Genomic DNA, 25,941 nt, shown 5'->3' on the forward strand with positions numbered 1-25,941 from the left:
CCATTGTTGCGGGCATGGAGTTTATTGTGGACAGGAAAATGTCTATGGACGAAAAGCAGTGTAAATGTCGTTCAAATGAAGCCCATTATTTACGGTACAAAATCGCCTGTGAGTACCACTGTCCCGTAATGATGGTTTCATCAACCATGATGATGACGTAATAATCTGCTTTTGCAGCGACGGCCTGTGCTTTTATTGCGGCTTGCGCATCATCCGGGGAGCCGCGAACAAGCGCGGAAACAGTACCCATTCGTTGTAATCCTTCCGTCTGATTACGACGAATTTCCTGCGGGTGATCGGCAACCGGGGGAGCGGGTTGTGGCGTGCCTTGCAGCGCGCTACAGCCACTGAGCAGTGACACCAGCAATAAAGCAGCTAACCTGCGCATAACCATATCTCGTTTCCTGATAGCCATAGTGTAGTTGTCTGTAAATTTAGTTTTGGGGGAATGTTCCCGAAGTGTTATCTGGGGCGTAAATTTCGAATGAAAATGTCGTGAAAGCGTAACCCAGTTCTCAACATTATGAATCATTCAATTGCAAAGGATCGACAATGATAGAACTTGAAACACAACGACTCGGTGACCACGAAATTCTACATGCTTTTCCGGCTGGAAAAGGTCAGCAACCGTTGCCCGTTGTGGTTTTTTATCATGGGTTTACTTCATCGAAGCTGGTTTACAGCTACTTTGCAGTCGCGTTGGCACAGGCGGGTTTTCGTGTGGTAATGCCGGATGCCCCCGATCACGGCGCACGTTATACGGGTGATGAACAGGCCCGTCTTGGGCAGTTCTGGCAAATCCTTCACGGCAGCCTTACCGAGTTCGCCGCGCTGCGCGATGCATTGCACCAGGCGGGGCTGGTGGCGGATAACCGCCTGGCGGTGGCAGGGGCATCAATGGGGGGGATGACGGCTCTTGGGATCATGACCCGTCATCCAGAGGTGAAATCTGTGGCCTGCCTGATGGGATCAGGATATTTCACTTCCCTCTCGCAGACGCTGTTTCCGCCCCGAGAGCAGGATGATGTTGAGGTTGTGATGGCGCCACTGGCGAAATGGGAGGTAACCCATGCATTGCCACAACTGGCTAACAGGCCGTTATTCTTGTGGCACGGCGAAGCAGACGACATTGTGCCTGCCGTCGAAACCTTCCGCTTACAGCAGGCACTCAACAGTGAAGGGCTGGACGGGAATTTAACCTGTCAGTGGGAAGCCGGTGTGCGGCACCGCATCACACCAGCCGCGCTGGATGCCACGGTCGCGTTTTTCCGTAAACACCTTTAAACGCGCAGGATTGTGACGCCCTGATCTTCCAGCTTCTGGAGGATCACGGGATCGGCATTTTTCCCGGTGATCACCATGTCTATCTGCTCTGCCCGGCTGAACAGCATTCCGGCGCGCTCACCTACTTTGCTGCTGTCGACCAGCACAACAAGCTTGCCCACCACGTTAAGCATGTTTTGTTCGGCCATCGCCGTCAGCATATCGGTTTTGTACAGGCCTTCAGCGGTAAGACCCTTGCCGCTGGTAAACATCCAGTGTCCGGCGTAGAGGCTGTTTTCGCTGTCCTGCGGGCTTAGCGTAATGGACTGGCTCTTGTTGTACTGACCACCCATGATCACCACGCTCTCATGCTCCTGGTCGATAAGATAGTTGGCCAGAGGCAGATAATTAGTAATGATCTGTACCGGTTTTCCACACATCTCCCGCCCCAGCAGAAACGCCGTCGAGCCACAGTTGATCACCACGCTCTCGCCGGGATTCACCAGCTGCGAAGCCGCTCTGGCGATGCGCACTTTTTCATCGTGGTTCAGCGCCTGATGGATGTTCATCGGCGTCCAGCGCGGGCGCTGCTGACTAATGGCTTCCGCACCGTTGCGGACTTTTTTCAGCTTGCCGTTTTCATCGAGCTTGTTGATATCGCGGCGTGCGGTGGCCGGAGAAATGCCCAGGCGTTCAATCACTTGTTCTACGGTGACAAAACCTGTTTGCGCTAATAGTTCCAGTAAAATTTGATGCCGTTGCGCTTCCGTCATGAGCTATTCCGATAAGAATTGATTTTAAAAGATAATATTTGAAATAGCCTGAAATTACTAAGCAAAATATAACATCGCCAGACACAGGGGTCTGGCGATTGGGCGCCACAATTACAGGAACGACTTAAACGGCAGGTCTGGCTCAATGGTGAAGCAATCATCAAAGCCACGCGGATAGTGGTATTCAAGATTGTCTTTATCCAGTGGCCAGGTGAACTTGCCACCGACCTGCCAGATGAACGGTTTGAAGCCGTATTTCAGCCGGTCTTTTTTCATCTCCCACAGTACGCGGATTTCCTGGGGATCGGCCTGGAAGTTTGACCAGATATCGTGGTGGAACGGGATCACCACTTTGGTGTTCAGCGCTTCCGCCATGCGCAGCATATCGGCGCTGGTCATTTTGTCGGTGATACCGCGCGGGTTTTCACCGTAGGAACCCAGCGCGACATCGATGTGGTGCTCGTTGCCGTGCTTCGCGTAGTAGTTGGAGTAGTGGGAATCACCGCTGTGATAGAGGGAGCCACCAGGGGTTTTAAACAGGTAGTTCACCGCGCGTTCGTCCATGCCATCCGGCAGCACACCCGCTGCTTTTTGATCGGCTGGCAGCGTAATTAACGCGGTACGATCAAAGGCATCCAGCGCATGAATTTCAACGTCTTTGATTTTTACCACATCGCCTGGTTTCATCACGATGCAGCGCTCTTTCGGCACACCCCAGCCCACCCATAAATCAACGCAGGTTTGCGGGCCAATGAACGGGACATCATCGGCACAGTTTTGCATCACCGCTGCCGCCACGTTGACGTCGATATGATCGTTGTGATCGTGGGTAGACAGAACCGCATCAATCTGACGAATAGCGAACGGATCGAGCACAAAAGGTGTGGTACGCAGGTTTGGCTGAAGCTTTTCTACCCCTGCCATACGCTGCATCTGATGGCCTTTTTTCATCAGTGGATTGCCGTGACTCTGTTTGCCTGTTCCGCACCAGAAATCCACGCAAATATTCGCACCACCCTCTGATTTCAGCCAGATCCCGGTACAGCCAAGCCACCACATCGCAAAGGTACCCGGTGCAACCTGCTCTTGCTCAATCTCTTCGTTCAGCCAACTGCCCCACTCCGGGAAGGTGCTCAGAATCCATGATTCGCGGGTGATGGTGTTCACTTTACTCATCGTTATGCTCCCTATTTAAATCAAATTTAATCACATTATGATTGGTTGTGATTTATGTTGTCACCATTAAATCAGCATTGCAATGCCATTTTTTCACTTTTACGCCGCTGGAAGGGGCGGGTAAGTTTTAAGGTGTTACGGTAAATAGAATGTCTTAAAGTGATTAATTGCATGAATTTTAATGATTAATTAATGATTTTAATATCGTAATGAAAATCACTATTAAGTTTATGGAAATAATTTGCGTGATGGCTCACAAATAATCAGATTCAATCTTGTGGTGATTATTTGTGATTAATAGAGTGTTGGCACCAACCGCATGAGGGTGACCTCGTGCTCCAACTTTCTGGAGAGTGTTATGGAAATCCTCTACAGCGTCTTTACCGTTTTCTTTAACCAGGTAATGACCAATGCTCCGCTCTTGCTGGGGATCGTGACGTGTCTGGGCTATATCCTGTTACGCAAAAGCGTGAGCGTCATTATCAAAGGCACCATTAAAACCATTATCGGTTTTATGTTGTTACAGGCGGGGTCTGGCATTTTAACGAGCACTTTTAAGCCCGTGGTCGCCAAAATGTCGGAAGTGTATGGCATCAATGGCGCCATCTCTGACACTTACGCGTCAATGATGGCAACGATCGATCGTATGGGCGATGCGTATAGCTGGGTAGGGTACGCCGTCCTGCTCGCGCTGGCGCTGAACATTATCTACGTTCTGCTGCGGCGTATAACGGGTATCCGCACCATCATGCTGACCGGCCATATCATGTTCCAGCAGGCCGGGCTGATTGCCGTATCCCTTTATATCTTCGGTTATCCGATGTGGACAACGATCATCTGCACAGCGGTTCTGGTTTCGCTGTATTGGGGGATCACCTCCAATATGATGTACAAGCCAACGCAAGAAGTGACCGATGGGTGTGGTTTCTCAATTGGTCACCAGCAGCAGTTCGCGTCGTGGATTGCCTACAAAGTCGCGCCATTCCTGGGGAAAAAAGAAGAGAGCGTTGAAGACCTTAAGCTGCCTGGTTGGCTGAATATTTTCCATGACAACATCGTCTCTACCGCGATTGTGATGACCATTTTCTTCGGCGCGATCCTGCTCTCTTTCGGCATCGACGTCGTCCAGGCGATGGCGGGCAAAACGCACTGGACGGTCTACATCCTGCAAACCGGTTTCTCGTTCGCGGTGGCGATTTTCATCATCACCCAGGGCGTGCGTATGTTCGTGGCTGAACTATCAGAAGCCTTCAACGGTATCTCCCAACGCCTGATCCCTGGTGCTGTACTGGCGATTGACTGCGCCGCTATCTATAGCTTCGCGCCAAATGCCGTCGTCTGGGGCTTTATGTGGGGCACCATCGGTCAGCTGATTGCCGTCGGCATTCTGGTGGGCTGCGGTTCTTCTATTCTCATCATTCCTGGCTTTATCCCGATGTTCTTCTCCAACGCCACTATCGGCGTCTTTGCTAACCACTTTGGCGGCTGGCGCGCGGCGCTCAAGATTTGTCTGGTGATGGGCATGATCGAAATCTTCGGCTGCGTGTGGGCGGTCAAACTCACGGGGATGAGTGCCTGGATGGGCATGGCGGACTGGTCAATTCTGGCACCGCCGATGATGCAAGGCTTCGCCTCTGTCGGGCTGGTATTTATGGCCGTCATCATCCTGATCGCCCTTGCTTATATGTTCTTCGCTGGCCGCTCGCTGCGGGCTGAAGAAGATGCGGAAAAACAAACAGCAGAAGTTTCTGCTCACTAAGGAGTTTCGATTATGACCGTACGTATCCTGGCTGTGTGTGGCAATGGGCAAGGTAGCTCCATGATCATGAAGATGAAAGTGGACCAATTTTTAACCCAGTCAAACATCGACCACACGGTAAACAGCTGCGCGGTGGGGGAATACAAAAGTGAACTGAACGGCGCGGACATCATCATCGCCTCTACCCATATTGCCGGGGAAATTACTGTTTCAGGCAATAAACATGTGGTGGGTGTGCGCAATATGCTGTCTCCCGCAGATTTTGGTCCAAAGCTGCTGGAAGTGATCAACGCGCACTTCCCGCAAGACGTGAAGTAAGGACGCCACATGAAACTACGTGATTCGCTGGCAGACAATAACTCCATCCTTTTACAGGCTGAGGCCAGTACCTGGCAGGAAGCGGTAAAGCTGAGTGTGGATCTGCTGGTTAAGGCCGACGTTGTCGAGCCGCGGTATTACCAGGCCATTCTTGATGGCGTGGCGCAGCACGGCCCGTATTTCGTCATTGCGCCAGGGCTGGCGATGCCGCACGGTCGCCCAGAAGAGGGCGTCAAAAAAACAGGTTTCGCGCTGGTGACATTAAAAGAGCCGCTGGTGTTCAACCATGAAGATAACGATCCGGTCGATATTCTGATCACCATGGCGGCCGTTGATGCCAACACCCATCAGGAAGTCGGCATCATGCAGATCGTCAATCTGTTTGATGATGAAGCCAATTTTGACCGTTTACGCGCCTGCCGTACCGGGCAGGAAGTGCTGGATTTAATTGATAACGCCACTGCGGCGGCTGTTTAAGAGGGATTTGAAATGTCATTACCAATGTTGCAGGTTGCGCTGGATAACCAGACGTTGTCTCACGCTTATGAAACCACCCGCCTGATTGCGGAAGAGGTGGATATCATCGAAGTCGGCACTATTCTGTGCGTGGGTGAAGGCGTTCGCGCGGTTCGCGACCTGAAAGCACTCTATCCGCATAAAATCGTACTGGCGGACGCGAAAATCGCCGATGCGGGAAAAATCCTCTCCCGCATGTGTTTTGAAGCCAACGCAGACTGGGTCACCGTTATCTGCTGTGCGGATATCAACACCGCCAAAGGTGCGCTGGACGTCGCAAAAGAGTTTAACGGCGACGTGCAGATTGAACTGACCGGCTTCTGGACCTGGGAGCAGGCGCAGGAGTGGCGCGATGCGGGCATTCAGCAGGTGGTGTATCACCGTAGTCGCGATGCGCAGGCGGCGGGTGTGGCCTGGGGCGAAGCGGATATCAGTGCCATCAAACGCCTGGCGGATATGGGCTTCAAAGTCACTGTGACCGGCGGCCTGGCGCTGGAAGATTTGCCGCTGTTTAAAGGTATTCCGATCCATGTCTTTATTGCCGGTCGTAGCATTCGCGATGCGGCCTCTCCGGTGGAAGCCGCACGCCAATTCAAGCGCTCAATTGCTCAGCTGTGGGGCTAAGGAGTGGGTATGTTGTCAAAACAGGTCCCGCTTGGCATTTATGAAAAGGCGCTCCCCGCGGGGGAGTGCTGGTCAGAACGATTGCAGCTTGCAAAGCAGCTGGGATTCGATTTTGTCGAAATGTCAGTAGATGAAACAGACGTGCGTCTCTCCCGGCTGGACTGGAGCCGCGAGCAGCGTCTGGCGCTGGTGAATGCAGTGGCTGAAACCGGCGTGCGTGTACCGTCTATGTGCCTGAGCGCTCACCGTCGTTTTCCACTGGGAAGTGAAGACGACGTGGTGCGCGCTCAGGGGCTGGACATCATGCGTAAAGCTATTCAGTTTGCCCAGGATGTGGGGATCCGCGTCATCCAGCTCGCCGGATACGATGTTTATTATCAGCAAGCCAACGATGAAACCCGCCGCCGTTTCCGCGACGGGTTGAAAGAGAGCGTCGAAATGGCCAGCCGTGCGCAGGTGACGCTGGCGATGGAAATCATGGATTATCCGCTGATGAACTCCATCAGCAAGGCTCTGGGCTACGCACACTACCTGAATAACCCCTGGTTCCAGCTTTATCCCGATATCGGCAACTTGTCGGCGTGGGATAACGATGTACAGATGGAGTTGCAGGCGGGGATGGGGCATATCGTGGCGGTACATGTCAAAGATACACGTCCGGGTGTGTTCAAAAATGTTCCGTTCGGCACCGGGGTGGTGGATTTCGAACGGTGCTTCCAGACCCTCAAGCAGACTGGCTATTGCGGGCCCTATCTGATTGAGATGTGGAGTGAAACATCGGACGATCCGGCTGGTGAAGTGGCAAAAGCCCGAGACTGGGTGCGCGAGCGTATGGTGCGGGCAGGGTTACTGGAGGCCGGGCATGAAGCAGCTTAAACAGCAGGTCTTTGACGCCAATATGGATCTCCCGCGTTATGGCCTGGTGACGTTCACCTGGGGTAACGTCAGCGCTATCGATCGTGAGCAGGGGCTTGTGGTGATTAAGCCAAGCGGTGTGGCGTATGACACCATGAAAGCTGACGATATGGTGGTCGTTGATCTCGAAGGGAATGTCGTCGAGGGCAGATGGCGACCGTCATCGGATACCGCTACCCATCTGGCGCTTTATCAGCGATATCCGTCGCTGGGTGGTATCGTGCATACCCACTCAACACATGCTACCGCCTGGGCACAAGCAGGGTTGGCCATTCCGGCGCTGGGCACCACCCATGCAGACTATTTCTTCGGCGATATTCCTTGCACGCGAGCGCTTACTCAGGCGGAGGTGGAAGGGCAGTATGAGCTCAACACCGGGCAGGTGATCATTGAAACACTCGGTGAGCGCGAGCCGTTGCATACGCCTGGCATAGTGGTCTTTCAGCACGGCCCATTTGCATGGGGAAAAGATGCCCATGACGCTGTTCATAACGCGGTGGTGATGGAAGAAGTGGCCAGAATGGCCTGGATTGCCCGCGGTATTAACCCACAGCTTCAGGCTATTGATAATTATCTGATGAACAAGCACTTCATGCGCAAGCATGGCCCGGATGCCTATTACGGGCAGAAGTAAACACGTGCTCTGGAATACCGAAATCGTTGTAACCGGTGGTATTTCAGAGCCATCTGCAAAAAAAAGCCCCCGGGCAGGGGGCAAGTCAAACTATGGCTATGTTGTCTTTGTTGGCTTTCCTGGTGCTAGCGTTAAAGCGTTATCGGTAAATATCTGCACTTGCGTGCATGTTGCCGTTGCTGCCGGGCTCACGCATCAGAATGACGTGATAGTATTTTGCGCCCTGGGCATCGGTTTCTTCATTAATTGCCTGATCTGCTTCACTTTCAGTGGCGAAATTATGATTGATGTAGATTACGCCTAAGCTTTGCACATCATCCATGTTTCTGGCCTGCCGGCCGTCTATCTTGATGGCTGCCATCGCGTTTGCACTAAGCAAAAGCGCAGCCAGTACGGCGATTGCGATTTTTTTCATGATATGCGCTCCACGACTGCGTGCTGTGTGACGGTTTAAACATCTCCTTCTGCCTTTGGATGAACTCTGATTAAAGTGTAATCGCTTCTCTGGAGGGGATTGGTGACCATTTCTGATGCTGTTGTTCAAAAAAACAACGCTTCCAGATGTGATTAATTTTAAATCATCCACTTAGTCTGACTTTGCGCTTTGTGCGAATTTTTTGCGCAATCAGCTTGAGTTTTTGGGAGCTCGCAAGTATTATGACGCGTCAATTTTTCAGCCGACCTTTAACACGTTCCTTGCCTCCCCGGGCCTCGGCTGACCCAGACAGGAGGCTGAATAATCCGTAAGGAGCAATTCGATGCGTCATTACGAAATCGTTTTTATGGTCCATCCTGACCAGAGCGAACAGGTTCCGGGTATGATCGAGCGTTACTCTGCTGCCATCACTGGTGCAGAAGGTACGATCCACCGTCTGGAAGACTGGGGCCGCCGTCAGCTGGCTTACCCGATCAACAAACTGCACAAAGCACACTACGTTCTGCTGAACGTTGAAGCTCCGCAGGAAGTGATCGATGAGCTGGAAACTACCTTCCGCTTCAACGATGCCGTTATCCGCAGCATGGTTATGCGTACCAAAAACGCAGTTACCGAAGCATCTCCGATGGTTAAAGCGAAAGACGAGCGCCGTGAGCGTCGCGATGATTTCGCAAACGAAACCGCAGATGATTCTGATGCTGGGGATTCTGAAGAGTAATTTCTGATGACCAACCGTCTGGTGTTGTCAGGCACTGTGTGCAGGACCCCCCTTCGAAAGGTCAGTCCATCAGGAATTCCGCATTGCCAGTTCGTGCTTGAGCATCGTTCTGTGCAAGAGGAAGCCGGGTTTCACCGGCAGGCGTGGTGCCAAATGCCCGTTATTATTAGCGGACACGAAAACCAGGCCATTACTCACAGTATAACGGTCGGTAGTGCAGTAATCGTTCAGGGGTTCATTTCTTGCCACAAGGCAAAGAACGGTCTGAGCAAAATGGTTCTGCATGCCGAGCAGATTGATTTGATAGATTCTGGAGACTAGCCATATGGCACGTTATTTCCGTCGTCGCAAGTTCTGCCGTTTCACCGCGGAAGGCGTTCAAGAGATCGACTATAAAGATATCGCAACGCTGAAAAACTACATCACCGAAAGCGGTAAGATTGTCCCAAGCCGTATCACCGGTACTCGTGCAAAATACCAGCGCCAGCTGGCTCGCGCAATCAAACGCGCTCGCTACCTGTCCCTGCTGCCGTACACTGATCGTCATCAGTAATCGGGCACGGTCCATTAATACGACTTTAAGAGGATAAGGTAATGCAAGTTATTCTGCTTGATAAAGTAGCAAACCTGGGCAGCCTGGGTGATCAGGTAAACGTTAAAGCGGGCTACGCTCGTAACTTCCTGGTTCCACAGGGTAAAGCTGTTCCAGCTACCAAGAAAAACGTAGAGTTTTTCGAAGCACGTCGCGCTGAACTGGAAGCCAAACTGGCTGACGTTCTGGCGGCTGCTAACGCTCGCGCTGAGTCAATCAACGCACTGGGCACCGTTACCATCGCTTCCAAATCTGGCGACGAAGGTAAACTGTTCGGTTCCATCGGTACCCGCGATATCGCTGATGCAGTAACTGCTGCTGGCGTTAAAGTGGCTAAGAGCGAAGTTCGTCTGCCGAACGGCGTTCTGCGTACCACTGGTGAGCACGAAGTTGACTTCCAGGTTCATAGCGAAGTGTTCGCTAAACTGGTTGTTAGCGTTGTAGCTGAGTAATTTTTTACTCTGCTCACGTTGAAGCGCCGGCCTTGTGCCGGCGTTTTGCGTTTTAGACTTCCAGAAATCTTCTTTTCTTCTTGTATGGTAGCTATTCCTGTCGCATTCTCAGATAATAAAATGAAACGCAATTTTATCTTTGAGATTTGCTATGGACACCCCCTTATCGGTACCGATTTTCGCCCGTAAAAATGTCGCTTATGCCTGTGCCACCCTGTGCTGTTTGCTCTGGGGAAGCTCTTACCCGGCAATAAAAAGTGGTTATGAACTCTTTAGTATCGCGACTGATGATGTTCCGTCAAAAGTCGTCTTTGCCGGATACCGTTTTCTTTTCGCGGGGCTGATCCTGTTGCTGTTCGCACTGGCTCAGCGCAAGCCTATCGCCCGGCTGACAACAAAACAGTTCGGCCAGCTCACCCTCCTTGGGCTGACCCAGACATCGATTCAGTACACCTTCTTCTATATAGGGCTGGCCTACACGACTGGCGCCAACGGCTCGATCATGAATGCCACTGGCACTTTCTTTAGCGTGTTGCTGGCGCATTTCATCTATCACAACGACAAGCTCAGCTATAACAAGACACTGGGCTGTATTTTGGGGTTTGCCGGGGTCATGCTCGTGAACTTCCACAGTGGGTTAAGTGAATTCCGCTTTGTCTGGAATGGCGACGGCTTCGTGGTGCTGGCGGCCTTTATTCTCTCTGCCGCTACGCTATACGGGAAACGCATCTCCCAGACGGTCGATCCTACGGTAATGACGGGCTGGCAGCTTGCTATCGGTGGCGCTGTACTGGTGGCTGGCGGCTACGCAACGGGCGGTACGCTGGAAGTGCATAGCCTGAAGGCGTTGGCGGTGCTCGGCTATCTGACGTTGCTTTCCTCGGTGGCCTTCGCGCTGTGGAGCGTGTTATTGAAGGTGAACCGCGTCAGTATGATCGCACCGTTCAACTTTGTTGTGCCGGTGGCAGGGACGGTGCTTTCCGCGATTTTCCTGGGTGAGAATATCCTGGATATCAAATACGCGGTGGCGCTGGTGCTGGTTTGCTCAGGGATTTGGTGGGTGAATAAGCGCTGTGCCTGAGACGAACATGGCCGGGTACGGTTTCGCCTTACCCGGCCTGTGAATTAACGTGCTCTGATAAAACTGCCATCGGGCTGGCGCGTAAACAGCACCTGCTGACCATTCCCGGTATCAATCGTTAACCCGGTCACGACCCCGCTGGCATTCTGGCGGATCTGCACCATCTGGCCATTCTGCAAATTGCTGAGCGGTTTACCCGCCCCTTCAACCTGTGCCATGGCATAGACATCTGTTGGCGGCAGGTTATGGTCACGGAACAGCTGTGCAAGCGTTTTACCCGGCTCTACACGATACGAACGCCATTGTTGCTCAATACCTGTCGGCTGCTGAGTCTGGGCTTGGGGTTGCTCAGGAGCAGATGCCTGATCCTGCGGTTGTTCGTCCTGTACTGGCTCTGGCTCAACGGGAGCAACCTGGCCCGGATCGTTAGAGGGGGTGACCAGCTGAGTCTGCATTGGCTGAGGATCGGGCTGCGGCCGCGCCTGAGACTGGATATCCAGCTGAGCATTGCGGGCGGCTGGCGCGGTATCGCTGTTATCGCCACCAGAAGGTAGCAGGAAGCCCAGAATGACCAGCAGCGCCCCAATGATGATGCCTTTGCGATGCAAAGACGGCAGCGGGTCCATGATGCGAAAATTATCTGGTGCTTGCCAGATTTTCGCCAGGGTAGGTTTCAGTTCAAATCGCCCGGGCATGGCTTTCCTCCTGCTCCGCGTCTTTTTTATCCTGTCCTGAGAAGTGTAGTTTGCTAACTGCCTGACGGGCGTAACAAAGTCGGCTTCCGTGACACATATTTAGGAAATATCCTGACGGGCTCTATTGTTTCTGTTTCCCCGCAATTTGTCATCTTAACTTAAGACAAAGTTTTACCCGATGGGGTGTGACTGTTATGCTGCCCGCTACTTTAAATGTGATGGAAGGAAAACCCATGACCACCCCGACTTTTGACACTATCGAAGCGCAGGCAAGCTACGGTATCGGCTTGCAGGTAGGACAGCAACTGAGCGAATCCGGCCTGGAAGGACTGTTACCGGAAGCGCTGGTGGCGGGTATCGCTGACGCGCTGGAAGGCAAACATCCTGCTGTTCCTGTAGATGTTGTGCACCGTGCGCTGCGCGAAATCCACGAACGTGCTGACGCCGTACGTCGCTCGCGTTTCGAAGAGATGGCAGCAGAAGGTGTTAAATTCCTGGAAGAGAACCGCGAGCGTGAAGGCGTGAACAGCACCGAATCTGGCCTCCAGTTCCGTGTGATCAACCAGGGCGATGGCGTAATCCCGGCTCGCACTGACCACGTCCGTGTACATTACACCGGTAAGCTTATCGACGGTACTGTGTTTGACAGCTCTGTTGCGCGCGGTGAACCGGCTGAGTTCCCGGTAAATGGCGTAATCGCTGGCTGGATTGAAGCTCTGACCCTGATGCCAGTCGGTTCCAAATGGGAACTGACTATCCCGCAAAACCTGGCCTACGGCGAGCGCGGCGCTGGCGCGTCCATCCCACCATTCAGCACCCTGGTGTTTGAAGTCGAGCTGCTGGAAATCCTGTAATCGGCTTTGCTTATTTCCTCTCTCCGCCCGGGGAGAGGAAAATAGTGATAAAACCTATAGTTACGACGGAATCAACATTTTATCTTGCAAATGAAACTGTTGCGTGTATTTTTGTGAGCTGTTTCGCGCTGTATGAGTGATATGACACTCACTTTCAACATATTATTAACATAATATCCAATTCATAGTATTCATCCCGCCGATTCTTACCTAATATCGATTAGCCCTTACATAGGGAACGTCATTTTTTTGACGCATTTAAAGGCCAGAAGAGCCTTAACAACACAGACAGGCATAAACAGGAAAATATCACATGGTAGATCAGGTCAAAGTCGTCGCTGAAGAAGAAGCGCCGTCTGAACAGTCGCTACGGCGCAATCTCACAAACCGTCATATTCAGCTTATTGCCATCGGGGGTGCCATCGGTACCGGGCTGTTTATGGGGTCGGGCAAAACCATCAGTCTTGCCGGGCCGTCGATCATCTTCGTTTATATGATCATCGGTTTTATGCTCTTTTTCGTGATGCGCGCAATGGGTGAATTGCTGCTCTCGAATCTCGAATACAAATCCTTTAGCGACTTCGCATCCGACCTGTTAGGGCCGTGGGCAGGTTATTTTACAGGCTGGACGTACTGGTTCTGCTGGGTTGTCACAGGGATGGCCGACGTAGTTGCCATTACCGCATACGCCCAGTTCTGGTTCCCCGGCCTTTCTGACTGGGTGGCATCGCTGGCGGTTATTGTCCTGCTGCTGAGCCTCAACCTGGCTACCGTGAAAATGTTCGGTGAAATGGAGTTCTGGTTTGCGATGATCAAAATCGTCGCCATCGTGGGACTGATTATTGTCGGGCTGGTCATGGTTCTCACGCACTTCCAGTCGCCAACGGGTGTTCAGGCTTCCTTTACCCACCTGTGGAATGACGGTGGCTGGTTCCCGAAAGGGCTGAGCGGGTTCTTTGCCGGCTTCCAGATTGCGGTGTTTGCGTTTGTGGGTATTGAGCTGGTGGGCACCACCGCCGCAGAAACCAAAGATCCGGAGAAATCCCTGCCACGTGCCATCAACTCCATTCCGGTGCGTATCATTATGTTCTACGTGTTTGCACTGGTCATCATCATGTCGGTCACGCCGTGGAGCTCTGTTGTGCCAACCAAGAGCCCATTCGTGGAGCTGTTTGTGCTGGTGGGGCTGCCGGCTGCGGCAAGCCTGATTAACTTCGTGGTGCTGACTTCTGCGGCTTCTTCGGCAAACAGCGGCGTGTTCTCTACCAGCCGTATGCTGTTTGGCCTGGCGCAGGAAGGCGTTGCGCCGAGCGCGTTCGCGAAATTGTCTAAGCGTGCGGTACCGGCGAAAGGGCTGACCTTCTCCTGTATGTGTCTGCTGGGTGGTGTGGTTATGCTCTACATTAACCCAAGCGTGATTGGCGCGTTCACCATGATCACCACGGTGTCTGCGATCCTGTTCATGTTTGTCTGGACCATCATCCTGTGTTCATACCTGGTGTACCGCAAACAGCGTCCGCACCTGCATGAAAAATCGATCTACAAGATGCCGCTGGGCAAGGTGATGTGCTGGGTGTGCATGGCGTTCTTCGCGTTCGTTATCGTGCTGCTGACGCTGGAAGATGATACCCGTCAGGCACTGATTGTTACGCCGCTGTGGTTCATCGCGCTGGGGCTGGGCTGGCTGTTTATCGGTAAGAAACGAATGGCTGGTGTAAGGTAAAAGCAAAACGGCAACTTCGGTTGCCGTTTTTGGTTTTTGCACCCTCTCCCTGTGGGAGAGGGTTGAGGTGAGGGCATCAGGCCTCAGCGGCCTTTTTTATTCACCCGCTAATGCACGCGGGAACAGAACGTTATTTTCAAGACTGATGTGCTCCATCAGGTCGTCGATCATTTCGTTAATGCCGTTGTACATCGCTTTCCAGGTAGTACAGGCTTCTGGCGGCGGTGTGACGTTGTTGGTGGTGTGTTTGATCACTTCCAGCAGTTCGCCTGCATCGTCGTGCTCGCTTTCCATCACGCTGATTGGCCCCATCGCCTGGCTGCCCATTCCCTGTTTAATCATCGGGAAGAGGATTTGTTCTTCTTTCATCATGTGGCTGGAAAGTTCTTCATGCAGCAGGGTCAGGTATTTCGCCAGGCCGCGTGGAACAGAAGGTTTGTCGGCATGAACACGTTCAACTTTGGTTGCCTGTAAAATCAGTTCAGGCAGCTGTTCACGGTGACGGTCGTGGTAACGCACGATGATGTGGTCGATGATTTCTGCAAGCTCAACCGTGCGCCAGTCTTTCTCGACAGGCTGCTCGGCCAGTTTTGCCAGCTCCGCTTCGATGGTTTCTACATCCAGCTCTTTGCGCGAAGCCGCGCGCGCCAGCGTTTGCTTACCGCCGCAGCAGTAATCCATGTCGTATTTACGAAACAGCGCAGAAGCGCGAGGGATGGAGAGCGCTAGCTCGCCGAGTGGTTGGTCGCGGAAGGCCATAGCAGTTACCTCATCATCAATAATATAAGATGTATTTTAAATGCATCTTTATGGTGATGCTATAACCCTTTAGTGGCACGCGCGAAAATGTGAGAAGGGTCACAAAAATTTCTTATGTTTTAAGCTTCTGAATGAATTAAAAAAACTCCAGGTAAGGGGGTTTTGAAACTGAAGAAACATTAAACAACGCGGCCCGCCTGCCGATAGTTACACGTCAGACAATATCCTGCATATAAAAAAGGCGACGAATGTTTAAACGTATAAAAGTGATTACCCTCCTGGTCTCGGTGCTGCTTGTGCTCGGCATTATGCAACTGATCTCCGCTGGCATTTTTATTAATGCGCTAAATAACGACAAAGATAACTTCACCGTCTCTCAGGTGGCGAGCCAAAACGTCGCGGAGTTCACCGATGCGTGGATCAGCCTTAACCAGGCGCGTGTCACCCTGAACCGCGGGATGTTGCGCCTGCAAAGCAGCGTGGCGACCCAGATTAACGGCGGTCAGTTGAATGAGCTGGTAGAGACGGCAAAAAATCTGCTGGCTGATGCACAGGCGCATTTCGATAAATACTACGCACTGCCAAATACCCCTGGGCTGGGTGAAGAGTTACCCAAGCAGCTGGAAGAGCAGTACCGTATTTACTCTTCTACGTTGACGCAAATGAACGTACTGCTGGCGCAGGGCAATCTGGACGACATGTTCAAGCAGAATGCCGAGCAGAAGCAGAATGCGATGCAGAAAGTCTATCACGAGTGGCGTACTGTCCAGGCAAAGCTCACCAGCAAAGGGATCAAGGATAATGAAAGTGACTATAAGCGCATCATGTGGGCGCTCTCGGTCATTATGTTGATCGTTGTGGGTGTGATTATCGCCAGCTGGATTGCAATGCGTCGTGTTCTGCTGTTGCCGTTGCAGGATGTCATCGGCCATATCCGTGCCATTGCCGCCGGTGATTTGACTCAGCTAGTCGAAGCCAGTGGTAAAAATGAGATGGCCCTGCTGGCGCACAACGTCCAGCAGATGCAAAAAGCGCTGGCCAACACGGTCGGTGTGGTGCGCCAGGGCGCAGATACCATCTACACCGGGGCGGGTGAAATTTCCGCGGGCAGCAATGATCTTTCTTCCCGTACCGAACAGCAGGCCGCTTCTCTGGAAGAAACCGCAGCCAGTATGGAACAGTTGACGGCGACCGTTAAGCAAAACGCCGACAATGCACGTCAGGCTTCTCGCCTGGCGCTGGATGCCTCTTCAACCGCGAAGAAAGGCGGCAGCGTAGTGGAAGGCGTGGTACGTACCATGGACGAAATCGCCACCAGCTCCAGCAAAATTGCCCAGATCACAAACGTTATCGACGGTATTGCTTTCCAGACCAACATCCTGGCGCTGAACGCAGCGGTTGAAGCGGCGCGTGCAGGTGAGCAGGGGCGTGGATTTGCGGTGGTTGCGGGTGAAGTCCGTACCCTGGCACAACGCAGCGCCCAGGCAGCGAAAGAGATCAAAGCGCTGATCGATGATTCCGGCGAACGTGTTAACGCAGGTTCTCAGCTGGTGAACGAAGCGGGTGCCACGATGGCGGAAATCGTTAATGCCGTGACCCGTGTAACGGACATTATGGGTGAGATCGCCTCTGCGTCTGACGAGCAGAGCCGTGGTATCGACCAGGTCGGTCAGGCTGTTGCAGAGATGGATCGCGTGACTCAGCAAAACGCCTCGCTGGTGGAAGAGTCTGCGGCGGCGGCGGCGGCGCTGGAAGATCAGGCTGCACGTCTGAACGAAGCGGTTGCGGTGTTTAAAATTGCGCACGGCCAGGCAGTGAAAGCGGCTCCTGTAAAAACCTATGTGCCAAAAGCGCAGCCAGTAGCGGCGGCGACGGAAGCTAACTGGGAAACCTTCTAAAACCACGCCTCGTAGGCCGGGTAAGCGTCAGCGCCACCCGGCAAAATCACATCTCTGAAGCCGGAACCACCATGGGTTTTTCCGGCTTTGCCCTCACCGCAATCACCACGCCAACCACCAGCAGTGCTATTCCACAGGCTGTCAGCAGCGGCGGCATGCTCTGGCGCATCAGGAAGGTGTAAAGCAGCCCGGCAAGGGTTTCAAAGACAATCAGCGGCCCTAAGATCACCGTTGGTAACTTCTGGCTGGCGATGTTCCAGCAAAGCGCGCCGACCCAGGAGCAGAGCACTGCGATAGCGACCATTAACCCGACAAACACCCACGGACGTGGCCCGAAGGGCAGGGCGAATTCAGGCTGTTGCACACCTAACCACGCGCAGGCTCCCACGTAGCCCACCAGCGAGACGGGCAGCGTAACCAGCGCCTGCGCCGTGGCCCACATCATCGGATGTTTGTCCGGGTTCTCCCGCAGCCAGCGCGCGTTGCGCAGGGCATACCACGCCCAACACACCACGGAAATAAAGGCCAGCATGATGCCGGAACCGTAACGCCACAGGTCGACGTCATCCAGCCCGTGGCTCAGCTCGGCAACGTTCACACACACTAACCCGGCGGCGATGCAGACCAGTGCAGGCACCATTTTTGACCACGCCAGCTTGCCATCGCGATGGCTGTATAGCAGGTTGGCAAAAACCGGGATCACCACCGGCAGCGTGCCGATAATCATGGTGGAAACCGGCGCGCCCGTGCGCTGAATGGCACTGGCGAGACACACGTAATAGATGAGATTCCCCATCATGGTTAATGCCAGCGCGGTTCCCCAGTCCTTGCGGCTAAGCTGGCGTAACCGCCCGCGACCGAACCAGGCCAGAGGAAGGGCAATCAGCCCAAGCGCCAGATAGCGTCCGGTGGACTGCAAAATTGCCGGGTATTCCGGCACGATCGCCGGGCCTACAAAAATCAGCCCCCACATTAAACCTGCAAGCAGGGCATACAACACGCCGCTAATCATTTTTCCATCCACATTCATTCATTCTGTCATCAGTGTAGAAAGGGAAATTACCGCCGTATTGTATGAGATTGCGCTTTAGCGCTTAACGACCTGCTTCTGGTAGCGTACCGGCGTAATGCCGTAGCGACGGGTAAACGCGCGGGTTAAATGGGACTGATCGGTCAGGCCGGTAGCGGCTGCCACTTCAGCGGCGGGCATTCCGTGAGTCAGAAACGCTTTGGCGCGCCAGAGACGGATAGCCATCAGCATCTGATGCGGGGTGACATGGAAATGGGCTTTGAACTGGCGCTGAAAATGGTACGGGCTTAGCGATATCACGTTCGCCAGCTCATCTAATGTGAGCGGGTGCATATAGTTGTCGTGCAGATAGTCACGCACGCGTTCGAACCGGAGTGCGCCTTCCTGAATTACGGGCGCGTGGCGGGCGAGCGGCTGGAATGTGTCAATCAGCTCCAGCAACATCCCTTTTTGCGCCAGCGGATCGTCCGTGTGCCACAGGCCGTATATCAGCTGCACGATTTGCTGCGAGCGAAGGGGATCGTGGCGTGTCACATCGCTAAACCACCAGTGGCGAATGCCGGTTACCTCTTCGAGAAGCTGGGGGTCAAGATAGACCATCCGGTAGCGCCAGCCATCGTCCGTGGCGGACTCGCCGGTGTGGATCTCGTCCGGGTTCATGGTGACAACAGATTGCGCAGGGGCAAGATACTGAGTCCCGCGATAACGAAAGCGCTCGGCACCGGTTTCTATTGTGCCGATACCAAAGGCTTCGTGGGTGTGAGGCTCAAAAGCGTAGTCTGAAATATGTGCATGATACAGTTCGATGCCCGGCACCTGCGGCAGATGGCGAAAACGCGCGCTGTCTCTCTCATAAATGAACTGTTCTGGGACGCCTTGCACGGTGAACCTCCTCGTGGGTCATCTCTCCATTATCAGAGATGACCCGAGGGGATACCACAAAAAATAACCAGTTTGTAACAATTACAGGATGGCTTTGACGCTTTCAGCCAGTGGCGTCGTCGGGCGGCCAATCAGCTTGCTCAGAGTATGGCTGTCGTCGAACAGACCACCTTTAGACGCGCCGGTGTCGGAGTCGGCAAGCATATCGGCCAGCCCGGCGGGCAAACCAACGCTTTTCAGCGCGGCAGCAAAATCATCTTCGCTCAGGTTCTGATACGCCACGTTTTTACCGCTCTGTTTGCTCAGCTCCGCAGCCAGTTCGCTCAGCGTCCATGCGTTGTCGCCCGCCAGTTCATACACCTTACCCGCATGACCATCCTGGGAGATAACCGTTGCGGCGGCAGCGGCATAGTCTGCGCGGGTCGCGGAGGCAATTTTGCCCTCACCGGCGGCACCAATGAATACGCCGTGTTCCAGCGCAGGCGGCGCACTCGCCAGATAGTTTTCGGTGTACCAACCGTTGCGCAGCAGGGCGTAAGGCACGCCAGACTCCGCCAGTGCTTTCTCGGTGGCAACATGCTCAACGTGCAGCCCCAGCGGGGATGTATCGGCATGCAGCAGGCTGGTATAAGCGATGAATTTCACGCCCGCAGCTTTAGCGGCGTTAATGACGTTCTGGTGTTGTGTTGCGCGTTGACCCACTTCACTGGAAGAGATCAGCAGGAGTTTATCCACGCCGTTCAACGCCGTGGTGAACGCTGCCTGGTCGGTATAATCCGCCTGACGCACAACGATACCTTGCTGGCTCAGCGCCCCGGCTTTTACCGGATTACGCACAATAGCTACAATCTGGTTGGCCGGAACGGTTTTCAGCAGGTGTTCAATAACCAGCTGGCCAAGCTGGCCGGTAGCACCGGTAATTGCAATCATGAGGGAACTCCTTCGTGTTTGTCTTGTGTTGTGGCACACTATCACCAACACTAACTTTTAGTAAGTACGCACAAAAAGGTAAGTATGAAAACGACGCCAACGCTCAGTGAACAATTACGAGACGGAAACCTGTTTGCCGAACAGTGCCCATCGCGTGAAGTGTTAAAGCATGTCACCAGCCGCTGGGGCGTACTGATCCTGGTAGCGTTACGTGATGGCACGCATCGCTTTAGCGATCTGCGCCGCAAAATGGGCGGCGTGAGCGAGAAGATGCTGGCCCAGTCGCTTCAGGCGCTAGAGCAGGACGGGTTTATCGATCGCGTTTCGTATCCGGTCGTGCCGCCGCATGTAGAGTATAGCCTGACGCCGTTAGGGGGTGAGGTAAGCGAGAAAGTGGCCGCACTGGCGGACTGGATTGAAGTGAATACGCCTCAGGTACTGGCAAACCGGGACGATCGTGCGGCCTGATGCCCTCACCCTGGCCCTCTCCCTGTGGGAGAGGGAACAGATGCAGCGTTGCCGTTTGGCTTTTACTTGCTCAAATCTACCTGATAAACCGCAAACCCGATATCGTCTGTCCCGACCTTATTCATCGGGTACTGCGCCTTATCCTTAATGAATGTCGCCGCCTTATCAGATGGTGACGTTTCAATGCGGATATCCAGTTTCGTGTCACTGTGAACAGGTGCCAGACGCCAGTTGTTATCCACCGCCGGATGAATTTCACCCGCCTTTTTCGACTCTGCGCTGATCCAGGCCGCCAGCACGGAGCGATTCTCGTCTGGTGAGGCAAAGGCGATGTGGCTATCACCCGTTCCGGCAAACTTACCGCCGTAGGCCCGGTAGTTATTGGTCACGACCAGGAAGGTCGCACCCGGATCAAGTGGTTTGCCGTTGAAGGTCAGGTGTTTGATACGTTCTGCCTGCGGATTGATTGTCTGACACTCACCGTCATATTTCGCAGGTTGGGTAACATCAATCTGATAATCCACACCGTCGATCACGTCGAAATTATAGGTACGGAACCCGTCCCAGTTAATCAGCGACTGCGGTTTACTGCTGTTCGGATCGATCCGATTAAACTGCCCGGCAGAGCACTCAAGCCAGTCTTTCACCTCTTTACCCGTTGCTTTTACTACCACCAGCGTGTTTGGGTAGAGATAGAGATCGGCGGCATTACGGAAGGTAAGCTGGCCCTTTTCAACTTCAACATAGCTTGCCGGATCATTCTTACGCCCGCCCACTTTGAACGGTGCAGCGGCAGAAAGCACCGGCAGTTTTGCCAGGTCCGGGTCGCCCTGAATAAAGTGTTCCGCGTAGGCTTTCTGCGCCATGTTGACCACCTGTACCGTTGGATCATCCTGTACAAGTGCCAGGTAGCTGTACATGTTGTCGGCGGATTTACCGATCGGTTTGCTGACGAATTCACGCGTGGCGTCATGGTCGTGCTTCAGCACGTCGACCAGTTTTTTATCTTCAGCGGCCAGTGATTTTTTGGCGGCGGCATCATAAATCGGGCGCGCTTCGGCTTTCGACTGGGTAACCTTCCAGCTGCCGCTGTCGTTATTCAGCACCAGATCCACCACCCCAAGATGATCGCCCCACATGCCAGGCATCACTGACGGCACGCCGTTCAGCGTCCCTTTTTCAACATCTGCACCTTTGATGCTGGCGAAATCTTTACCCGGGAAGACGGCATGAGCGTGGCCAAACAGAATGGCATCCACCCCCGGCACTTCACTCAGATAGTAAACCGAGTTTTCCGCCATCACCTGATATGGGTCGGCTGAAAGCCCCGAATGGGCGACCACCACTACCAGGTCTGCCCCTTTCTCACGCATCTCCGGCACATATTTGCGGGCGGTTTCGGTGATGTCGTTAACGGTGACTTTGCCGCTGAGGTTGGCTTTATCCCACGTCATTATCTGTGGCGGTACAAAGCCGATATAACCGATTTTCAGCGACTGCTTTTTACCGTCTTTATCGACGACCTCAGTCTCTTTAATCAGGTAAGGGGTAAATAAGGGTTTTTGGGTCTTAACGTCGATGATATTGGCGTTAACGTACGGGAACTTTGCGCCAGCCAGCGCATCGTGAAGGTACTTCAGGCCGTAGTTAAACTCGTGGTTGCCCAGGTTGCCAACGGTATAATCCAGGGTGTTCAACGCCTTATACACCGGATGGATCTCGCCTTTTTTCAGTCCCTTCGCGGCCATATAGTCGCCCAGTGGACTACCCTGAATAAGATCCCCGTTATCGACCAGCACGCTGTTTTTCACTTCACTGCGGGCAGCGTTGATCAAACTTGCCGTGCGTACCAGCCCGAATTTTTCCGTTGGCGTGTCTTTGTAGTAATCGAAGTCCATCATGTTGCTGTGCAGATCGGTGGTTTCCAGAATGCGGAGATCCACCGTTGCCGCCTGTACACTTGCTGCGATCAGCGTTGCCAGGAGCGTTGCGCTAAACTTAATCATCAGAGGAGTCCTTTTTTCGATCCAGGCCACAAAAGAATATGTATGTATATTTTGTTGCTTACAGAATTGTGAATCCTGCCAGAAAAAAGCATTTTGAAATCAGTATTGCCTCACAGATAGCGGAATTGTTCACATTACGATATAAATAAAACAACGAGTTAAGCCTACTGCGTTAACGAAGAGGTGGAGAATGTTAGATAAGATTTGTCAGCTCGCACGGGATGCGGGTGATGCCATTATGCAAGTGTATGATGGTGCAAAACCGATGGACGTTGTGAGTAAAGCGGATGATTCCCCGGTCACCGCGGCAGATATCGCGGCGCACGACGTGATCCTGAAAGGGTTACAGGCGCTGACGCCAGATATTCCCGTACTCTCAGAAGAAGCGCCGCAAGGCTGGGAGGAACGCAAGCACTGGCAGCGCTACTGGCTGGTCGACCCACTGGATGGCACCAAAGAATTCATTAAGCGTAACGGTGAGTTCACCGTCAATATCGCGTTGATTGAAAAGGGGAAAGCGATACTTGGCGTAGTGTACGCGCCGGTCATGAAGGTGATGTACAGCGCTGCGGAAGGTAAAGCCTGGAAAGAAGAGTGCGGTGTGCGTAAGCAGATTCTGGTGCGCGATGCGCGTCCGCCGCTGGTGGTGATCAGCCGTTCGCACAGCGACAACGAACTGAAAGAGTACCTGCAACAGCTGGGTGAGCACCAGACAACGTCGATTGGCTCATCGCTAAAATTCTGCCTGGTGGCAGAGGGTCATGCGCAGCTTTATCCTCGTTTCGGGCCAACCAACGTCTGGGATACGGCCGCAGGACATGCCGTGGCCGTCGCAGCCGGCGCGCATGTTCATGACTGGCAGGGTAAGCCGCTTGACTACACCCCGCGCGAGTCGTTTTTAAACCCAGGCTTCCGGGTATCTATCTACTGAGCCAGCAGTTTGTGCAGCAGGGCAACCACCTGCTGCACCTCTTCCTGCGTCAGAGCGCCGTCTTTGGCCCACTGTACGCGGCCCTCTTTATCCAGCACCACAATCGCAGAACTCTCTTCTTCCAGCTGCCAGGCTTTACGCGTCACACCGTTACTGTCGACAATAAACTGCGACCACGGGTAGAGCTTTTTATTGCTCTCCAGGCTTGAACGCACGAACATCCCGGAGCCCGGGATGGCATCGTCGGTGTTAACAATAGTGGAAGTCTGGTAGCGGTCATGAGGGAATTTTGCGGCCTTGATCGCTTCTACCAGGGCGGCGTTTTTTTCTTTTGCAGATGTACGACCGGCAATATGTTGTACAACTCTCACTTTGCCCGCGAGCTGCGCGCTATTCCAGGGTTTGTAGCTAAACTTATCATTGTCGAGAATCAATTCTCCCCGGTCAGCAATACCGACTGGCGGCACACGTTGTCCGTTTTCAAAGTTGTGTGCGTAGGCCCACAGCGGCAGAAGCAGAAATGCTGCTGCCAGGATGTTACGTAGGGTCATGGTGTTTCCTTATTTTTAGCAGGTGATCCGACCACTTGGTCATACGCTTTTAAGCATAAGTGCGATCAAGAGGGTTTTCCCGCAATCCCAATGCCAGATTGCGGGCGAACGCACATATCCGCGAAAAAACGACGGCTTATACTGCCCTTAGTCACGGTTTGCAAAGAATATTCTGATTAATTGTAATCAAACGGTAAATAAACTTATGCACACTGGGTATCAACGGTAGTTCTGGTCTATAGTCATTGGGCAATAAATTTGCGCTCAGGACAGTCGGGCCGATTGTGGCACCGCAAGAGCGTATGATTCGCAGGAGATACAAGAATGAAAATTTTCCAACGCTACAACCCGCTTCAGGTGGCGAAGTACGTGAAGATCCTGTTCCGTGGACGGTTGTATATCAAGGATGTTGGCGCTTTCGAGTTCGATAAGGGCAAGATCCTTATCCCGAAAGTGAAGGATAAGCAGCACTGGTCTGTGATGTCCGAAGTCAACCGTCAGGTTATGCGTCTGCAAACTGAGATGGCTTAATCAACGTGCTATGCAGTAATTAAAAAAACGGCTCCCGCGGGAGCCGTTGATGTTTTTACCCTAAGTAACCTTAAGCAGAAACCTGCTCCTCCGCGTCTGGCAGCTTCGGCACCAGCACGGTTGGTTTGTTGTCGATACGCGTCACCAGCAGCTGATCGATGCGGTAGTTATCAATATCCACCACTTCAAACTTATAGCCAGAGAACTTCACCGAGTCGGTACGTTTCGGGATTTTACGCAGCATAAACATCATAAAGCCGCCGATCGTCTCATAGTTGCCGGACTGCGGGAATTCGTCGATATCCAGCACGCGCATCACGTCTTCAATCGGCGTGCCGCCATCAATCAGCCATGAGTTCTCATCACGCTGAACAATTTGCTCTTCCATGCCCTGGCCAACCAGGTCGCCCATCAGCGTGGTCATCACGTCATTCAGTGTGATAATACCCACCACCAGCGCGTATTCGTTCATGATAACTGCGAAGTCTTCACCGGCGGTTTTGAAACTTTCCAGCGCTTCAGAGAGTGTCAGGGTGTCTGGCACAATCAGCGTGTTACGGATCTGTACGCCGCTGTTCAGCGCCAGGCTCTGATTTGCCAGCACGCGGTTCAGCAGGTCTTTGGAGTCCACATAACCGATGATGTGGTCGATATCTTCGTTACAGACCAGGAACTTAGAGTGCGGATGTTCCGCAACTTTGTTCTTCAGGCTCTGTTCGTCTTCGCGCAAATCGAACCAGATAACACTTTCACGGCCCGTCATTGACGACGGCACGGTACGGGATTCCAGTTCAAAAACGTTCTCGATTAACTCATGCTCTTGTTTACGCAGAACACCGGCCAGCGCGCCGGCTTCCACCACCGCATAAATATCGTCGGAGGTGATGTCATCTTTACGCACCATTGGCAGCTTAAAGACGCGGAAAATCATGTTCGCCAGGCCATTGAAGAACCACACCAGCGGGCGGAACACGAACAGGCAGAAGCGCATCGGGTTGATGATACGCAAAGCCACAGCTTCTGGCGCAATCATACCGATGCGTTTCGGGGTCAGGTCGGCGATCAGAATGAACAGACCTGTCACCAGCGAGAAAGAGAGAATAAAGCTCAGTTGCTCGGCAAGCTCTGCGGACATGTACTGAATAAAGAGGCTGTGGAACGCCGGAGAAAACGCCGCATCGCCCACGATACCGCCCAGAATGGCGACCGCGTTCAGGCCAATTTGCACCACGGTGAAAAACATTCCCGGGTTTTCCTGCATTTTCAGGATGCGTGCTGCGTTGATGTTGCCTTCGTCGGCAAGCAGCTTAAGTTTTATTTTTCGGGACGCAGCCAGCGAGATCTCAGAGATTGAGAAAAACGCACTGACGGCAATAAGACAAAGTATCACTAAAATACTGTTTAACATAGTTTATCCGGCTTCTCG

At 53.1% G+C, this 25,941-nt stretch carries 30 protein-coding genes; 18 read left to right on the forward strand and 12 right to left on the reverse strand.

Going from position 1 to position 25,941, the window contains the following annotated elements:
- Window positions 1–85 precede the first annotated feature (85 nt).
- Window positions 86–415, reverse strand: a complete 330-nt coding sequence (gene bsmA, locus ACS603_RS14515; RefSeq protein WP_182063383.1) for a biofilm peroxide resistance protein BsmA — start codon at window positions 413–415, stop codon at window positions 86–88.
- A gap of 137 nt (window positions 416–552) precedes the next feature.
- Here bsmA and yjfP point away from each other — a divergent pair, with 137 nt between their 5' ends.
- Window positions 553–1,284, forward strand: coding sequence for an esterase (gene yjfP, locus ACS603_RS14520; RefSeq protein WP_474944479.1), 732 nt, complete (start codon window positions 553–555; stop codon window positions 1,282–1,284).
- Here yjfP and ulaR read toward each other — a convergent pair.
- Together ulaR and ulaG are read right to left on the reverse strand one after the other, a co-directional pair.
- Window positions 1,281–2,036, reverse strand: a complete 756-nt coding sequence (gene ulaR / locus ACS603_RS14525; RefSeq protein WP_182063385.1) for an HTH-type transcriptional regulator UlaR — start codon at window positions 2,034–2,036, stop codon at window positions 1,281–1,283. The two genes, yjfP and ulaR, sit on opposite strands and share 4 nt — an antisense overlap.
- Window positions 2,037–2,147: 111 nt before the next feature.
- Entirely contained in the window at window positions 2,148–3,212 is a 1,065-nt protein-coding gene (ulaG, locus tag ACS603_RS14530) for an L-ascorbate 6-phosphate lactonase (protein WP_182063386.1), read from the reverse strand.
- Window positions 3,213–3,570: 358 nt separating this feature from the next.
- Here ulaG and ulaA point away from each other — a divergent pair, with 358 nt between their 5' ends.
- From ulaA to ACS603_RS14560, 6 genes are read left to right on the forward strand one after another with little or no spacing between them, the layout of a single operon-like run.
- Window positions 3,571–4,971, forward strand: a complete 1,401-nt coding sequence (ulaA, locus tag ACS603_RS14535) for a PTS ascorbate transporter subunit IIC (protein WP_474944480.1) — start codon at window positions 3,571–3,573, stop codon at window positions 4,969–4,971.
- A gap of 12 nt (window positions 4,972–4,983) precedes the next feature.
- Entirely contained in the window at window positions 4,984–5,289 is a 306-nt protein-coding gene (gene ulaB, locus ACS603_RS14540) for a PTS ascorbate transporter subunit IIB (protein WP_182063388.1), read from the forward strand.
- A gap of 9 nt (window positions 5,290–5,298) precedes the next feature.
- Window positions 5,299–5,766, forward strand: coding sequence for a PTS ascorbate transporter subunit IIA (gene ulaC / locus ACS603_RS14545; RefSeq protein ID WP_182063389.1), 468 nt, complete (start codon window positions 5,299–5,301; stop codon window positions 5,764–5,766).
- Window positions 5,767–5,778: 12 nt separating this feature from the next.
- A complete protein-coding gene (gene ulaD / locus ACS603_RS14550) occupies window positions 5,779–6,429 on the forward strand; it encodes a 3-keto-L-gulonate-6-phosphate decarboxylase UlaD (protein WP_008502901.1) in 651 nt (216 codons plus the stop codon).
- A gap of 9 nt (window positions 6,430–6,438) precedes the next feature.
- Window positions 6,439–7,305 (forward strand): L-ribulose-5-phosphate 3-epimerase, encoded by an 867-nt coding sequence (locus tag ACS603_RS14555; protein ID WP_315687660.1) that lies wholly within the window; start codon window positions 6,439–6,441, stop codon window positions 7,303–7,305.
- Window positions 7,292–7,978, forward strand: coding sequence for an L-ribulose-5-phosphate 4-epimerase (locus ACS603_RS14560; RefSeq protein ID WP_474944481.1), 687 nt, complete (start codon window positions 7,292–7,294; stop codon window positions 7,976–7,978). The genes ACS603_RS14555 and ACS603_RS14560 overlap by 14 nt, the downstream gene beginning before the upstream one ends.
- 139 nt (window positions 7,979–8,117) lie before the next feature.
- On the opposite strand, the gene yjfY is transcribed toward ACS603_RS14560, so the two are convergent.
- Complete coding sequence (gene yjfY, locus ACS603_RS14565; protein WP_182063392.1) at window positions 8,118–8,393, reverse strand: DUF1471 family protein YjfY; 276 nt, start codon at window positions 8,391–8,393, stop codon at window positions 8,118–8,120.
- 343 nt (window positions 8,394–8,736) lie between these two features.
- Here yjfY and rpsF point away from each other — a divergent pair, with 343 nt between their 5' ends.
- The 5 genes from rpsF to ACS603_RS14590 all read left to right on the forward strand — a co-directional run bounded on the left by rpsF (window position 8,737) and on the right by ACS603_RS14590 (window position 11,257).
- Complete coding sequence (rpsF, locus tag ACS603_RS14570; RefSeq protein ID WP_436354194.1) at window positions 8,737–9,132, forward strand: 30S ribosomal protein S6; 396 nt, start codon at window positions 8,737–8,739, stop codon at window positions 9,130–9,132.
- Window positions 9,133–9,138: 6 nt separating this feature from the next.
- Window positions 9,139–9,453 carry a primosomal replication protein N gene (gene priB, locus ACS603_RS14575; RefSeq protein ID WP_014068638.1) on the forward strand — a complete coding sequence of 105 codons (315 nt, stop codon included), beginning with the start codon at window positions 9,139–9,141 and terminating at the stop codon, window positions 9,451–9,453.
- 4 nt (window positions 9,454–9,457) lie between these two features.
- On the forward strand, window positions 9,458–9,685 hold the full coding sequence (gene rpsR, locus ACS603_RS14580) for a 30S ribosomal protein S18 (protein WP_000135199.1): 228 nt from the start codon (window positions 9,458–9,460) through the stop codon (window positions 9,683–9,685).
- Window positions 9,686–9,726: 41 nt separating this feature from the next.
- Complete coding sequence (rplI, locus tag ACS603_RS14585) at window positions 9,727–10,176, forward strand: 50S ribosomal protein L9 (RefSeq protein WP_182063394.1); 450 nt, start codon at window positions 9,727–9,729, stop codon at window positions 10,174–10,176.
- Between the two features lie 151 nt (window positions 10,177–10,327).
- Window positions 10,328–11,257: a DMT family transporter gene (locus tag ACS603_RS14590; protein WP_474944482.1), complete on the forward strand. Its 930-nt coding sequence runs from the start codon at window positions 10,328–10,330 to the stop codon at window positions 11,255–11,257.
- Between the two features lie 44 nt (window positions 11,258–11,301).
- Here ACS603_RS14590 and ACS603_RS14595 read toward each other — a convergent pair whose 3' ends face one another.
- Window positions 11,302–11,952: an OapA family protein gene (locus ACS603_RS14595; RefSeq protein ID WP_182063396.1), complete on the reverse strand. Its 651-nt coding sequence runs from the start codon at window positions 11,950–11,952 to the stop codon at window positions 11,302–11,304.
- Window positions 11,953–12,185: 233 nt separating this feature from the next.
- Between ACS603_RS14595 and fklB the strand changes: the two genes are divergently transcribed.
- Both fklB and cycA read left to right on the forward strand, forming a co-directional pair.
- Window positions 12,186–12,806 (forward strand): BamJ family beta-barrel-assembly machinery protein, encoded by a 621-nt coding sequence (gene fklB / locus ACS603_RS14600; protein ID WP_182063397.1) that lies wholly within the window; start codon window positions 12,186–12,188, stop codon window positions 12,804–12,806.
- Between the two features lie 313 nt (window positions 12,807–13,119).
- Entirely contained in the window at window positions 13,120–14,529 is a 1,410-nt protein-coding gene (gene cycA, locus ACS603_RS14605) for a D-serine/D-alanine/glycine transporter (protein ID WP_182063398.1), read from the forward strand.
- A gap of 96 nt (window positions 14,530–14,625) precedes the next feature.
- On the opposite strand, the gene ytfE is transcribed toward cycA, so the two are convergent.
- Window positions 14,626–15,288, reverse strand: coding sequence for an iron-sulfur cluster repair protein YtfE (ytfE, locus tag ACS603_RS14610; RefSeq protein ID WP_474944483.1), 663 nt, complete (start codon window positions 15,286–15,288; stop codon window positions 14,626–14,628).
- A gap of 248 nt (window positions 15,289–15,536) precedes the next feature.
- On the opposite strand from ytfE, the gene ACS603_RS14615 reads away from it, so the two are divergent.
- Entirely contained in the window at window positions 15,537–17,186 is a 1,650-nt protein-coding gene (locus ACS603_RS14615; RefSeq protein WP_474944484.1) for a methyl-accepting chemotaxis protein, read from the forward strand.
- A gap of 46 nt (window positions 17,187–17,232) precedes the next feature.
- Here the strand turns inward: ACS603_RS14615 and ACS603_RS14620 are convergent, their stop codons facing one another.
- From ACS603_RS14620 to ACS603_RS14630, 3 genes are all read right to left on the reverse strand, one after another.
- A complete protein-coding gene (locus tag ACS603_RS14620) occupies window positions 17,233–18,198 on the reverse strand; it encodes a DMT family transporter (RefSeq protein WP_474944499.1) in 966 nt (321 codons plus the stop codon).
- A gap of 75 nt (window positions 18,199–18,273) precedes the next feature.
- Window positions 18,274–19,098: an AraC family ligand binding domain-containing protein gene (locus ACS603_RS14625; protein ID WP_474944485.1), complete on the reverse strand. Its 825-nt coding sequence runs from the start codon at window positions 19,096–19,098 to the stop codon at window positions 18,274–18,276.
- 81 nt (window positions 19,099–19,179) lie between these two features.
- Entirely contained in the window at window positions 19,180–20,028 is an 849-nt protein-coding gene (locus ACS603_RS14630) for an SDR family oxidoreductase (RefSeq protein ID WP_474944486.1), read from the reverse strand.
- 84 nt (window positions 20,029–20,112) lie between these two features.
- Here ACS603_RS14630 and ACS603_RS14635 point away from each other — a divergent pair, with 84 nt between their 5' ends.
- Entirely contained in the window at window positions 20,113–20,496 is a 384-nt protein-coding gene (locus tag ACS603_RS14635) for a winged helix-turn-helix transcriptional regulator (RefSeq protein ID WP_182063403.1), read from the forward strand.
- A gap of 62 nt (window positions 20,497–20,558) precedes the next feature.
- Here ACS603_RS14635 and ACS603_RS14640 read toward each other — a convergent pair whose 3' ends face one another.
- Window positions 20,559–22,502 (reverse strand): bifunctional 2',3'-cyclic-nucleotide 2'-phosphodiesterase/3'-nucleotidase, encoded by a 1,944-nt coding sequence (locus ACS603_RS14640; protein ID WP_474944487.1) that lies wholly within the window; start codon window positions 22,500–22,502, stop codon window positions 20,559–20,561.
- Window positions 22,503–22,692: 190 nt separating this feature from the next.
- On the opposite strand from ACS603_RS14640, the gene cysQ reads away from it, so the two are divergent.
- Entirely contained in the window at window positions 22,693–23,433 is a 741-nt protein-coding gene (cysQ, locus tag ACS603_RS14645; protein ID WP_474944488.1) for a 3'(2'),5'-bisphosphate nucleotidase CysQ, read from the forward strand.
- Here cysQ and ACS603_RS14650 read toward each other — a convergent pair.
- Window positions 23,427–23,984, reverse strand: a complete 558-nt coding sequence (locus ACS603_RS14650; protein ID WP_474944489.1) for a YtfJ family protein — start codon at window positions 23,982–23,984, stop codon at window positions 23,427–23,429. The genes cysQ and ACS603_RS14650 overlap by 7 nt on opposite strands.
- Before the next feature lie 324 nt (window positions 23,985–24,308).
- Between ACS603_RS14650 and ACS603_RS14655 the strand changes: the two genes are divergently transcribed.
- Window positions 24,309–24,515, forward strand: coding sequence for a DUF1107 domain-containing protein (locus ACS603_RS14655; RefSeq protein ID WP_182063407.1), 207 nt, complete (start codon window positions 24,309–24,311; stop codon window positions 24,513–24,515).
- A gap of 70 nt (window positions 24,516–24,585) precedes the next feature.
- Here ACS603_RS14655 and paeA read toward each other — a convergent pair whose 3' ends face one another.
- Window positions 24,586–25,923 carry a polyamine export protein PaeA gene (gene paeA, locus ACS603_RS14660; protein ID WP_182063408.1) on the reverse strand — a complete coding sequence of 446 codons (1,338 nt, stop codon included), beginning with the start codon at window positions 25,921–25,923 and terminating at the stop codon, window positions 24,586–24,588.
- Window positions 25,924–25,941 lie beyond the last annotated feature (18 nt).

It is taken from the genome of Enterobacter sp. Li2LvB3 (assembly GCF_056156645.1).